Source organism: Pseudomonas profundi, assembly GCF_008638305.1.
GTDB classification, from domain to species: domain Bacteria; phylum Pseudomonadota; class Gammaproteobacteria; order Pseudomonadales; family Pseudomonadaceae; genus Halopseudomonas; species Halopseudomonas profundi.
Map to the genome: position 1 here is coordinate 440,321 of NZ_VTPZ01000001.1, position 12,982 is coordinate 453,302.

Here is a 12,982-nt window from a genome sequence, read left to right on the forward strand (position 1 = left end):
AAGCCAATCTGAACCTTGAGCGCCGGCGCCGTCGTAGCCATGAGCCTTGACCGGTTAGGGCGATAAACCTAAAGTTGCTGCTTACCCCAATGCCATTATTAAACGGATGTCTCGCCCTTACATGTTCAAATCCATACTGATCGTCTGCGTTGGCAATATCTGCCGCAGCCCTACCGCTGAAGCGATTTTGAAGAGCAAGTTGGAGGGGATGGATGTTGAGGTCACATCCGCGGGGTTGGGCGCCATGGTCGGCAAACCCGTTGATGCTACTGCCGCCGCGATAATGGCCGAAGCGGGGTTGTCGTTACCCCGTCATAAGGCGCGTCAGATTACGCCGCGTATGGTCCGCTCCGCTGATTTGATCCTCACCATGGAGAACCGGCAGATACAGGCAGTGCACAAGCTGGCCCCCGAAGCACGCGGCAAGACATTCCTGTTTGGCCGCTGGCTCGGTGGATGCGAGGTCCCTGATCCCTACCGTCAGGCCAAGCCAGCCTTTGTACATGTGTACCGGATTCTTGATAAAGCATCGGATGCCTGGCTTCCTTATTTGAAGAAGTAACATGGCTTCATCAGGGCGCTCTTCCAAACCAGGTTTGCGGTCGGCTTACATCCGCCCATTTTTCAGAACGCTCGTGTTTCGCAAGCGGCTGATCATCGCCTCTACCCTTGCGTTTGCCCTGCTGGGGACCGCCTACGCATTTCTCGCCCCGCCCGTTTATCTGGCTACCGCTGTCATTCAGATTGAACGAAGCGATCAAACCACCTCAGCCCTTTCCGAGATGGAGCTGCTGCAGTCGCGGAATGTAATCGGCCATGCAATACAAGAGCTGGGGCTGGAGATCGAAGCCGCGCCCAGGTTGGTTCCACTCATTGGCCACAAGATATTCGAGCGGTTCGAGCCCACACCAGATCAGCCTCTTGCGAATTCGTTGTTCGGCCTGAACACCTTTGCCTGGGGCGGCGAAAGCATCAGCGTGGCTGAGCTGGAGGTTCCGCGTAACTACGAGAACGTCCCGCTACGGCTCGTCTACGACGGACATTCTGGCTATGTCCTGTTGGATGAAGACGGTGGACTGCTGGTCAGTGGCATGGTGGGTCGGCCAGTAAACCGTTCGGAGTTCGATCTGCTTATTGATGAGATCGTCTCAAGGCCTGGTACCGAATTCGTCATACGAAAACGAAACTTGCTTACCCTGATAGCGGAATTGCAGGACGCGTTGGAGATCAAGGAGAAGAGTCCGGGCTCTGACATCATTCAACTCAGGCTGGAAAGCCAGGCGCCGGAACAAGCCCGGGACATCTTGCGGGAGGTTAGCCGAGCTTATATTGAACTTAAGCGCTCGTATAACGAGCCCGCAACGCCGCTTCAGCCCGGGCAACCCTTTACACGCGACGCTAACATCCCGACGGCTGGCGGCGTATTGAATGCAGGCGGCGTGCGTATTATTGATCCCGCCGAAGTAGATACCAGCCGCCCGGTGTGGCCCCAGCCAATTCCCGTCATTGCGCTTGCTACGCTTATTGGATTTTTCTTTGGGATAGCCGTTGCAGTATTGCTTCGGCTTCACCGGCGCGACATCCAGCGACCTGAAGCACTGGAACGCCTGGGTTTAGAGGTATTCGCCTCTGTGCCGTTCAGTGCGCGCCAGCAATCCCTCAACCGTGCTGGCTCTGCGCACCGCAATAGGCAATCTGCTCCACTTCTTGCCGCTGCGCACCCAGAAGAGATGGCCATCGAATCCTGTCGCAGCCTGCGCACCAGCCTGCATTTCGCCATGGTCGATGCGCATAGCAATATCGTGATGATTTGCGGTCCCGGGCCCGGCGCTGGGAGCTCTTTTGTGAGCAGTAACCTCGCGGCGGTGATTGCCGGGACGGGCAAACGCCTGGTACTGGTAGATGGCGACATGCGCAAGGGCCGGTTGAATCGCATTTTCGGGCGCCGGTCCATGCCGGGGCTGTCAGACGTTTTGAATGGGCTGCAGTTTCTGGATGACGTGACATACGAAACATCGGTCAAGAATCTCTCATTCATTCCTCGAGGTTCGGTCCCGCCGAATCCGTCCGAACTACTGACGCAACCTGGTTTCAAGACGACGATCAAGGAGCTGAGCCAGAAGTTTGATGTGGTGCTGATAGACGCGCCGCCCATCCTTGCTGTGACCGACGCTGCCTTGATCGGTATGCAGGCCGGTACGAGCCTGATCGTTGCGCGGTCGGGAATGAACACGGTTAAAGAAATAGAACTAGCGGTACAGCGGTTCGCCAAGAGCGGGGTCGACATACAAGGGGCGGTGTTGAACGGAGTGCAGCGCAAAACGACCAAATACGGACGCGACGACGAATTGCGCTACCGCTACGAGTACAAGTCTGATGATAGCTGACCGCTCGGCGAACTTCGCTCGCCAGGTTTTGCAGGCCGAGCTGGGTACGTATAATTCGGCAAAATATCACTGGGCGAATTCAACGCCTGCCAATTCATCTGCATGCCAGCCTTCAGCGCTCATGCTCGCACTATAAGAAACAATTCAATGAACCGACCGCTCCTCGTCTTCCTGGGCGTATCTATCTTCGTCTTACAAGCCTGTACCTCATTAACCTCGCTACAGGCGCAAAATGCTCAGGCCGGCACCGATATGTCTGCAGGTAGCAGGTTTACACCTGTGCCTATCACTTCGGAGATCATTGCTGCGAGCGCCCGCGCTGATGCGCTGGCAAACATCCCGAGCGAGCTGATTGATTACGAGCCGGAGGCTTACCGCATCGGCCCAGGCGACGCGCTCTTTATTACCGTATGGGATCATCCTGAACTGACGATCCCTGGCGGATCCCAGACCGACCCCGCGGCCAACGCACGCTTCGTAAGTGAAGAGGGCACCATTTTTTATCCATTCATTGGCAAGATTCGCGCTGCTGGGCTTAAGCCAGACCAACTCCGACAGGCCTTGACGAGCAAGTTATCCCGCCTTATCGATCAGCCACAAATAGATGTGAATGTGCTGGAATACAACAGCCAAAAGATCACGCTCACAGGGGCTTTCAGCAATCCCGGCTATTTACCGCTGACGGCCAGCCCGCTTTCACTGCTCGAGGCTGTGAGCGCTGCCGGAATCAACGAAGATAAGGCCGATTCGTCAAAACTTCTTTTGATCCGCGACGGGGTGACTTATACGCTGAATTACGCAGGCCTTATCAACAAGCTGACCCCTGTGGACGAGATTTACCTTCGCGCGGGCGACAGATTGCACCTGCAGTCAGCGGATCAAGCAAAAGTGTACATAGCGGGTGAGGTGGATGCTCCACATGCCCTTCCCTATACAGGCACCGCCATGATGCTGAGCGCAGTGCTTGAATCGCTGGATGCTTCTTTTACGAGCTCATTCAGGTCGCGCGATCTATATGTGATTCGGGATGACAAGAGTAGATCTAGCGAGAAGCGCGTATTTCAGCTGGATGCTCAACAACCGAACGCCTACATGCTCGCTGACCGGTTCCCGCTCATGCCAGAAGATGTTGTCTATGTTGGCGCTGCAAAGATTGATAATTGGGCAAATGTATTGAGTCAGTTGTTCCCCGGCGCTCATTCCACAGAGGGCGCTGAGCAGGTATCGCATCTTGATTAAGCTTGTTTGCAATCGCGGCAACCTGATTTTGCCGGCTGCTCCGTTTGGCGATTCGCTCGGCATGCCCCTTCTATGTGGATGATGCCCATGCGTTACTGGGTGCGCTATCGCCTAGCCTTCCAGGTCATGTTTTACGCCACCGTAGCCCTGGGTCTGTATCTTGGCATGCGCCCAACACCCCCGCCTGTTGCGTTTAGCGGCATGGCTGTTCTGTATCACGCAGGTGGGCTTTTTACCTGCACGATACTCAGCTATCTGGGGCATCCACGTTGGCACTGGTGGGTGCGTCTGGTGCTGATGTCCGCTGTCGGGTTGGCCGTAGAGATGGTGCAGTCGTTATACCCGACACGCAGCGCGGATATATATGATCTGTACGCCAACAGCATTGGCGTTGCGGTGGGATTGGCGGCGATCTGGTTTTGGAGAGCATGGAGCCGGAGGCATTTTCATTCCGGTGTGGTTACGCGGGCTTGAGCTGAAGCACGCTCCACCACACATGGCCTTGGCTAAGCCATCCTGGGGGTGTAGCGCGCCTGCGCTAAGCCAAGCTCTCCAGCCACACCGAAGCCTCCAGCGAGTCCGAATGCGGCCTGAGGCCTCACTAAACCTCGGCGCATGCGAAAACGGCACGAGGCAGGCACCAAACTCGTCGGCGCGTCCGATCGCGGCCCGAGCCGCACGCCAACCCCAGGATAACCCCACCCGCTGCGCCACCCTGGGGGTGTAGCGCGCCTGCGCTACGCCAAACTCTCCAGCAACACCGAAGCCTCCAGCGAGTCCGAATGGGGCCTGAGGCACTGACTAAACCCTCGGCGCATGCGAAAACGGCACGAGGCATGCACCAAACTCGTCGGCGCGCAGGCGCACGCCAACCCCAGGAGAAACCTTAACCCAAAACCGCTGCGCCATCCTGGGGGTGTAGCGCGCCTGCGCTACGCCAAAGCCCGATCAACCCACGGATCTCCAGCATATGCACTAGACCATCTCCACTCATCAGCAGATTGGCAAAGCCCAGCCTTAACAGGATTTTGGTGAATATAATTCACAGCCGTCCGGAAATGATGTTCATCTCGAACAAAACGGTCCCAGTAGTCCCGCATCCATAAGCTCCGTGCGGGCACTCCCAAATCCAGCTTTTCATTGTTCAGCAACATCCACCGCGTCGTGACTGACTTCCACGTTTGAACGATTTTGGGCAATGAATACCAGGTATCGATCAGCACATGCACATGGTTCGGCATGATGCACCAGGCAATCAGTCGGTACCGGCGTCCATGGTTGTGTTTGAATGCTTCCTCCACTGCAGCAGCCATTTTTTCGTTACGCAACGCACAACAACCGAGCCCGCTATCCAACCAACGCTCAATGTTACTGCGCTTGAAAGTGCCGCGATCGGAATCGGGAAGTGTCTTTGATTGTCGCTCGAGTTCGCGAAGCACATGCTGGGGAATCGAGTCAGCTAAACGGAAGGTAATAAACTGGATGCATTGCGGGACATCGCGGTGTGGGGCAGAGCCGGAGTAATACCAACCTTTCCATGAGGTATCGGTGGGCTCGCGGTTCGAGCGCATGATCGTCGTCCATGTTTAGAGGAAAGACGAGGTTAGCAAGCGAGATTTGAGAGTGACGCGGGCTGATGCTCATTTTTAGGAATTGGTTGTGGTGCGCTAGGCCCTGTCGGCGGTCCGAACAGCACCCGAGCCGCCGACCAGGCTCGTTGGCGAGTCCGAGCGTGGTCCACCCTGTCGGCGAGCAGGCGCTCGCCAACCCCAGGGGAAACCCGCGGAACGCAGCGCCATCCTGGGAGTGTAGCGCGCCTGCGCTACGCCGATGCCGATGCCGATGCCGATGCCGGGCGATGGTACCGTTCTCCGAAACCGATGCCGTTGGCAAGTCGGAGCGCGGCCCACCCCGTCGGCGCGCAGGCGCACGCCAACCCCAGGGGAACGCAGCCCGAGTCCGCCGCGCCAACCTGGGGGTGTAGTGCGCCTGCGCTACGCCGATGCCGTGCAATGATACCTCCCTCCGAAACCGATGCCGTTGGCAAGTCGGAGCGCGGCCCGCCCTGTCGGCGAGCAGGCGCACGCCAACCCCAGGGGAACCCCACTCGCTGCGCCAACCTGGGGGTGTAGTGCACCTGCGCTACGCCATTATCCCAAACATCACCGATATATCAGGAGAGGGAAGATTCCAGCCCTTCAATCCCGACGTTTAGGCGGTGCCAGACCATCTGCACTGGTCACAACCTGCCCAACTGGCGTCGGAGATGACTTACTCCGGCCGGCATGCTTCTTGGACTTGGGCTTTTTCGGTTTGTCTTTCTTCTTGTCATCTTTCTTTTTCTTGCTGCCCACCGGTTTGCCGGAGGCTTTGACCTTCCTGGGGCCTTTGAAGCTACCTTCGATTTCCTTGACTACTCGCCGTTCGAAGTTGCGCCGCAGATAGCGCTCGATGCTCGACATCAGATTCCATTCGTGCGGCGCCACCAATGAAATCGCGATGCCCTCCGCCCCTGCCCGGCCGGTACGTCCGACACGGTGCAGATAGTCGTCACCGCTGCGCGGCATGTCGAAGTTGATCACCAGATCCAGCTCGCTGATATCCAGTCCGCGCGCGGCAACATCGGTTGCGACCAGCACACCGCTTTTGCCTTCTTTGAAGCGCTCGATGGCCATCTTGCGGTCTTTTTGATCTTTCTCACCATGCAGTACGTAAACGCGCAGGGTGTCATCCGCACGCAATACGCCGTTCAGCCGGTCTGCAGTGACGCGGGTGTTGGTAAACACGATGGCTTTGCCAGGGTTCTCATTGGCTAATAGCCATTTCAGCTGCTTTTCCTTGTGCGTTACGTCGTCCGCAGCCATTACCTGCTGTTTGATCGCAGGAGTATCGTCGCGCACGCTGTCCAGCTCCAGAATCACCGGCTCGCGCATGGCGCTTTTGGCCAAGCGCTGCAATCCGCCACTGCCCTTGGTGGCGGAGAACATCAGGGTCTGCCGCGCTTCCGGGCAGGCCTCGGCGATCTTGATAACGTCTTCGCTGAAGCCCATGTCGAGCATGCGATCAGCTTCATCGATTACCAGGGTCTGCACCTGGGATAAATCCAGGTTAACGCCAGCGCCCAGCTGCTCAAGGGCCCGGCCAGGTGTAGCAACGATGATGTCGGGATTCTTGCGGAGTTTGGCTGCTTGCACCTTGAAGTCTTCGCCACCAATTACCAGTTCGGCTTTGATGTATGTGAAACTCGCCAGCTTCTGAATGTCCTGCAGGATCTGTCTGGCCAATTCGCGGGTCGGTGACAAGATCAATGCGCGCGGGGCTTGGGGCTGGCCTTCTTCATTCAGGATGCGCTGCAGAATAGGCAGCACGAACGCAGCTGTCTTGCCGCTTCCGGTTTGCGCGATGACATACAGATCGTCGCCGTTGATTGCAGCCGGAATCGCCGCCTTCTGAACATCGGTGGGCGTTTCAAATGACAGCGCTTCGAGGCCCTTGAGAAGGCGTTCGTGCAGATTGAATTCGGTAAACAAGGTAGCTTCGCTCTACTAGAATCGTCGGAATGGTAATGCGCGACAGTGTAACAGTAGAAGCGTTGACGGTGATGAGATAGCGCATCGGTCATGGACTGGCGGTGCGTGCCCCGTCGGCGAGTCCGAACGCGGTCCACCCTGTCGGCGCGCAGGCGCACGCCAACCCCAGGAAGCCCCAGTCCAAAGCAGTCGCGCCCTCCCTGGGGGTGTAGCGCGCCTGCGCTACGCCAAAGCTGTGCAAGGACTCAAAACTGCGAAACCAACCCCGTCGGCGCGTCCGAACGCGGCCCGAGCCGCACGCCAACCCCAGGAAGCCCCAGTCCAAAGCATTCGCGCCATCCTGGGGGTGTAGCGCGCCTGCGCTACGCCAAGGCTGTGCAAGGACTCCAAACTGCGAAGCCAACCCCGTCGGCGCGCAGGCGCACGCCAACCCCAGGAAGCCCCAGTCCAAAGCAGTCGCGCCCTCCCTGGGGGTGTAGTGCGCCTGCGCTACGCCAAAGCTGTGCAAGGACTCAAAACTGCGAAACCAACCCCGTCGGCGCGTCCGAACGCGGCCCGAGCCGCACGCCAACCCCAGGAAGCCCCAGTCCAAAGCATTCGCGCCATCCTGGGGGTGTAGCGCGCCTGCGCTACGCCAAGGCTGTGCAAGGACTCCAAACTGCGAAGCCAACCCCGTCGGCGCGCAGGCGCACGCCAACCCCAGGAAGCCCCAGTCCAAAGCAGTCGCGCCCTCCCTGGGGGTGTAGTGCGCCTGCGCTACGCCAAAGCTGTGCAAGGACTCAAAACTGCGAAACCAACCCCGTCGGCGCGCAGGCGCACGCCAACCCCAGGAAACTCTCGGCGCGTCCGAACGCGGACCGAGGCGCACGCCAACCCCAGGAAAACCGTAGGCGAGTCCGAGCGCGGCCTGCAGGCGTACGCACTCCCACACAACGCGCATAAAAAAGGGACATCCGAGGATGTCCCTGAAACCCAAACGATTAGATCAAGTTACTGCTTAACGCACACCAGAGGCCCTCAAGGCTGCAGGGGTGAACTGGTTGTAGGACGGATCGAAATCATACTGCGGCGCTGACGTTTCCTCTGTGTACATACCCAGGGCGATATAACGGCCAGCCAACAGGTCATACAGAGTCTCGAGGGCGTAGCCCGGCAGCTTCTCCTTATAGGCGAAGGCGATATGGCCTTCCCCTACGCGCCACAAGGTGCCGCGACCATCGTAGTGATCAGCCAGGTTGATCATCCATGAGTCTTCGTCGACAAAGAAGTTACGCTGAGCATAGATATGACGCTGCCCTTGCTTGACGTCGCCCTGTACTTCCCACACTCGATGCAGCTCGTAACGGGTGAACTCGGGGTTGATATGACCAGCCTTTAGCACGTCGTCATACTTGACGCCTTTCTCGGTCAGCTTGTATGCGTTATAGGGGACGTATATTTCCTTCTTGCCGATCAACTTCCAGTCATAACGGTCGGGTGCGCCGTTATACATGGAGAAGTTGTCGGAAGTACGCATACCGTCCGAAGCAGTACCCGGGCCGTCATAGGAAACCTGAGGAGCCCGGCGAACCCGACGTTGCCCTGCGTTATATACCCAGGCCATACGCGGCTCTTTCAGCTGATCGAGCGTGTCGTGTACCAGTAGCACGTTACCCGCCAGACGCGCCGGGGCATTCACACGTTGCTTGAAATAAAGCAGGGTATTCGGCACTTCCGCTTCATTCACATCATCCATGTATTGCGGATAGCCAACCTCTTCTTCCATCTTGATCAGGTTGTAGGAGCCGTTGGTCTGCGGCATGGCCTGCATATACCAGCGTTTGACGTTGCTACGCGCTCGAGTCATATGATTCCAGACCACCTCCGCGCCCGATTTTGGAATCGGGAAAGCAAAACTGCCGTGGGAGAAATCAGAGATGCCATCGCCGCCGTTGACCAGCTTGGCCTGCCCTGCCGTCCGCTTGACCTGCTCATAGGTCTCTTCGGGATAGCCCACAGTCCGCTTGGTCTCGTAGATCGGCATTTGAAAGGTGTCAGGGTAACGCTCAAACATCGCGACCTGTCCGGGTGTCAGCTTTTCGCGGTACTCCTGATAGTTTTGCGCGGTAATGACAAATTCTGGCTGATCATTCGCAAGTGGGTTCTCGTAGAAGTTATCTTCCAGAGGTTGGCCTGCATCGGTGGGCAAACCGCCCGTCCATTCAGGGATGGTTCCGTCCGCATTACCTGACTTTTCTGCGCCGATCGGCGTCAGTTCATTACCCAGCTTATCGATCTCATCCTGGGTTAATGATTGCGCCATCACGCCAGATGCAACAAGACTTAAAGCCAGACCACCGACACCGCATAGAGTTTTTCGCATACGCTTCATTTTTATTTTCTCCTGTTGCGCTCTTAGAAACTGACGCCAACGCTCAACGCAGCGAAGTCACGGTCAACCATGGTGTTGTACTTGCCATCGAAGAAGTTGGTGTAACTCAGGCTGGCATTGTACTTGTTGGCGTAATCAGCATTCAGGCCGACGCTGATAGACTTGGCGTCCTCCTGGAAACTCGGACCATAGCCTTCTACATCATGTGACCATGCCAGGCTCGGGCTGAGGTTAACGCCGGCAAACACGTTGCTGTATTCCAGACTGGAGCGAATACGATAACCCCACGAAGTACTGGTGTAGAAACCGTCTGTTTCACACCAGCTAGCACCCCGTGGAGAGCTTCCATCATCGGAGGAGCAAGTACCGTCTGCGAAGGGGCTTTGCCCGAACAGCGAGTCACGCCCGTATTTTGTTTTGCCGGGAGATTCGCTGATTCCACCGATGTGCGCGACACCTACTTCGCCGACCAGGGCCAGGCGGCTAGCGCCGAAAATACGGTCGATAAAATGCACTGCGGTGATCTGAGCCTGGATATATTCTTTGCGGTCATAGCCTTGAATGTAGTCACCCGCATCAACATTGCCGGCCAAGCCGCGGTGAGTGTTGTCACTATTCGGAACAGCGATCCCGCCGCCGAGCGGTACAACAGCGGTGAGCAGCGCAGCGCGACTCATATCGCCGGTGCTGATTTGCATCGGCATGTTTGGCCGGTAGGAGATTTCGCCCCCAACGGAAGTCCCGCCCAGTGAGGTTTGGAAGCTGATGCCATACAGCCGGATGTCTTCCGGAAACTCAAAGAAATACCCGGCTGGTCCCAGATCACCCTTGTAGCCTTCGACCGGAGAAATCACACCAGGAGCTCCGAGGGCTTCCGGTGGTATCGCTCCGGCACCTACCAGCGCATTAGGTCCCAACGCCCGACCGGCAATATTGGAATAAAGAGGCGCTCGGCTGTGGTAGTTCATTGCGTAAAAGCCGAGCTCAGTGTCGTTCATTGCTGGGAGGTACCAACGGAACGCCAGACCGTATTGGCCGCTGTCGCTGGCCTCTTTGTCCTTGCGGCGCACTATGTAATCAGTCACCCCAAGCCCGGACAGCGCGCCGTCTTGCAGAGTCGGATCTCCTTGTGGCCGGTCCGGACCCGCTACAACCAGGCGATCAGTACAGCCTCTGCCGGCGGTGTCCGTACCAAAGAAGGTGCCGCAGTTATCAACCACCGTTGGAGCCCACTTGAGCTGATAAAAGGCCTCCATGCTCAGGTTGTCTGTTAGCCCCTGCGAGAGATAGAGCATCTCGACAGGCAGCAACCCTTCCTTGATCTCCGCACCCGGACGGCGGAAAGCCGAGACGTCGATAGGGTTGATGGAATTGATTGAATTCTGGATGAAGGTACTTTCACCCCAGCTCACTACCTGGCGGCCGAGACGAACGTTACCGGGGTTATTGCCGATGGAGTAGTTGTGATAGACGAAGGCGTCCAGCAATTGCACACCGGAACCCTGTTGCAGTGGGTGTCTACCTGAATCGCTTATATCGTAAAAGCGCTGGCTGCCGTCCTTGGTTTCGAAATCGTACCAATAGTTGCCGCGGAAGAATGCACCGCTATCACCGTAACGCAACTCCAGGTCATGCGAGCCTTTGAAAATCTTGGAAAAAACGTCGCCACTTTCATAGTTGAGACGACCATCATCGGTGGTCCGCGCTACGGCCTCACCACCTTGCGGCACCCCGTCAACAGAGGTATCGAAGTGAATGAAACGCTTGTCGGCGTCAGCGGTAGACACACTCGCCCCTATCGACAACTGCGAATCAAACTGTGCATCGATAGGCCCAATATTGAAGTTAACCGCATGTGCCGTCCCTGAAAGGCTGGCCAAGCTTATCGCCAGCGGTAGCGCCGAAAGCGTCCAGGCATGCATTTTTTTTGTCATTGTGCTGCTCCATTAGGTTTAACCATGAATGCACGGATGGGGATGGGTCCCTGCATCGATGGTTAGTCTGTCATGGCATTTTCGCTTGTTTTGTCCGAATGGGACCGATTCTTTGACGAGGGCGGACATTCACCGCTGGAATGACCCGCATCACAAATCAGGAATACTTTGTTCTTATTTTTTGCCTAATGGCCATCCATACATTACTTTTTATTACATCCTTCCAAGATGATTCTGCTGTTTAGAACAACAATAACAGGCAACCAAAATGAACCAGTCTCTTCCTCCGCTACCCTGCCAAAGGCTCCAGGAACGGGCGTTCTGGGCCCAGGGAATATGCCAGACCCTCGAGCAGCTGGGTAAAAGCTCCAGAGACCTGCCGGGTGACCTGCGCGCGCACTGCGCGCCCACCGATCTGAGCCTGGCACAAATCAGCCAGACCGATATGAACCGCCTATGGCACATTGCTGCCAGATTGACCCAGGATGACGCCTTCGGGCTGCTGATGGGCAACCAATATCATTCACACACCATCGAGCTGCTCGCCCTTGCAGCGGGCAGTAGCGAGACCGTAGGCGATGCAATCCAGCGCATGGTTCGCTACATGCCGGTCTTCAGTACTCAGGTGCAGCTGTTTTCCCTGGAAGACGAGCACTTCCTGACCTTGTATTTCGAGCCGCGCGGTACGCCCCATGCTTTTCATCTCGAATCGGTCGCGGCGCAATGCCACAAGATCTTGAAAGTGTTGGAGAACGGAAGGCACCCGCTGGTATTGGAGACTCGACTGACCACCGAACATGAAAAGCACCGCGGGCGTTGTGAGGAGTTGCTTGGCGGCCGTGTACGTTTCGGGGCAAAGCGGGTGTCTGTACGCCTGGATCGGCGTTTGTTGAGCAATCCGCTGCCCAGTGCAGATGCCTTTCTGAGGCGCCGTCTCGATTTTGCGCTGGAAGACATGCTGAACGATCTGCCCAACGTGGATTTTGCCGAGCAGGTCAAACAGCGAATTCGTGTGCTGGTGTCCGAGCGTGAAGTTTCCGAGGAGCTGGTCGCCACGCCTTTCAACATGAGCCCTCGCCACCTGAGACGCAAGCTCAGCGAAACCCGAACGACCTACGAGAAATTACTTGATGAGGTCAGGATGGAACTGGCCATGCGACTCATTCAGGAGGGACGATTGAACCTGGGTCGCATCGCATTTGAACTTGGCTTTCTCGACCCGAGCAGCTTTACCCGCGCATTTCGCCGCTGGACAGGCATGAGCCCCACCGCTTTTCGCAGTGAATTGCAGGGCAATGCGACGGGCTTGATCGGCTAGTTTGGCGTAGCGCAGGCGCGCTACGCCCCCAGGGTGGCGCGGCGGCTTCGGACTGGGTTTCCCTGGGGTTGGCGTGCGCCTGCGCGCCGACGGGGTGGTCCGCGCCCCGGTTTGTTCGAGCTCACCAATGCGAGTTTTGAATGGCTGGCCGCTTTGGCGTAGCGCAGGCGCGCTACACCCCCAGGGTGGCGCGGCGGCTTCGG

9 protein-coding genes are annotated in these 12,982 nt (G+C 57.2%); 5 read left to right on the forward strand and 4 right to left on the reverse strand.

The window, feature by feature from the left end:
• The first annotated feature begins 121 nt into the window (after positions 1-121).
• The 4 genes from FZE95_RS02005 to FZE95_RS02020 all read left to right on the forward strand — a co-directional run bounded on the left by FZE95_RS02005 (position 122) and on the right by FZE95_RS02020 (position 4,100).
• Positions 122-562 carry a low molecular weight protein-tyrosine-phosphatase gene (locus FZE95_RS02005; RefSeq protein ID WP_150299129.1) on the forward strand — a complete coding sequence of 147 codons (441 nt, stop codon included), beginning with the start codon at positions 122-124 and terminating at the stop codon, positions 560-562.
• Positions 563-635: 73 nt separating this feature from the next.
• Complete coding sequence (locus FZE95_RS02010; protein WP_190324457.1) at positions 636-2,387, forward strand: polysaccharide biosynthesis tyrosine autokinase; 1,752 nt, start codon at positions 636-638, stop codon at positions 2,385-2,387.
• Positions 2,388-2,534: 147 nt separating this feature from the next.
• Complete coding sequence (locus tag FZE95_RS02015; protein ID WP_190324458.1) at positions 2,535-3,626, forward strand: polysaccharide biosynthesis/export family protein; 1,092 nt, start codon at positions 2,535-2,537, stop codon at positions 3,624-3,626.
• A gap of 87 nt (positions 3,627-3,713) precedes the next feature.
• Entirely contained in the window at positions 3,714-4,100 is a 387-nt protein-coding gene (locus FZE95_RS02020; RefSeq protein ID WP_190324459.1) for a VanZ family protein, read from the forward strand.
• A 458-nt stretch (positions 4,101-4,558) separates the two neighbouring features.
• Here FZE95_RS02020 and FZE95_RS02025 read toward each other — a convergent pair whose 3' ends face one another.
• From FZE95_RS02025 to FZE95_RS02040, 4 genes are all read right to left on the reverse strand, one after another.
• Positions 4,559-5,197: an REP-associated tyrosine transposase gene (locus FZE95_RS02025; RefSeq protein ID WP_150299133.1), complete on the reverse strand. Its 639-nt coding sequence runs from the start codon at positions 5,195-5,197 to the stop codon at positions 4,559-4,561.
• A gap of 627 nt (positions 5,198-5,824) precedes the next feature.
• Positions 5,825-7,156, reverse strand: coding sequence for a DEAD/DEAH box helicase (locus tag FZE95_RS02030; protein WP_150299134.1), 1,332 nt, complete (start codon positions 7,154-7,156; stop codon positions 5,825-5,827).
• Between the two features lie 997 nt (positions 7,157-8,153).
• Positions 8,154-9,518, reverse strand: a complete 1,365-nt coding sequence (locus tag FZE95_RS02035) for a DUF1329 domain-containing protein (protein ID WP_150299345.1) — start codon at positions 9,516-9,518, stop codon at positions 8,154-8,156.
• 32 nt (positions 9,519-9,550) lie between these two features.
• Positions 9,551-11,461, reverse strand: a complete 1,911-nt coding sequence (locus tag FZE95_RS02040) for a DUF1302 domain-containing protein (RefSeq protein WP_150299135.1) — start codon at positions 11,459-11,461, stop codon at positions 9,551-9,553.
• Between the two features lie 268 nt (positions 11,462-11,729).
• Here FZE95_RS02040 and FZE95_RS02045 point away from each other — a divergent pair, with 268 nt between their 5' ends.
• Positions 11,730-12,779 carry a helix-turn-helix transcriptional regulator gene (locus tag FZE95_RS02045; RefSeq protein WP_150299136.1) on the forward strand — a complete coding sequence of 350 codons (1,050 nt, stop codon included), beginning with the start codon at positions 11,730-11,732 and terminating at the stop codon, positions 12,777-12,779.
• Positions 12,780-12,982: the final 203 nt, after the last annotated feature.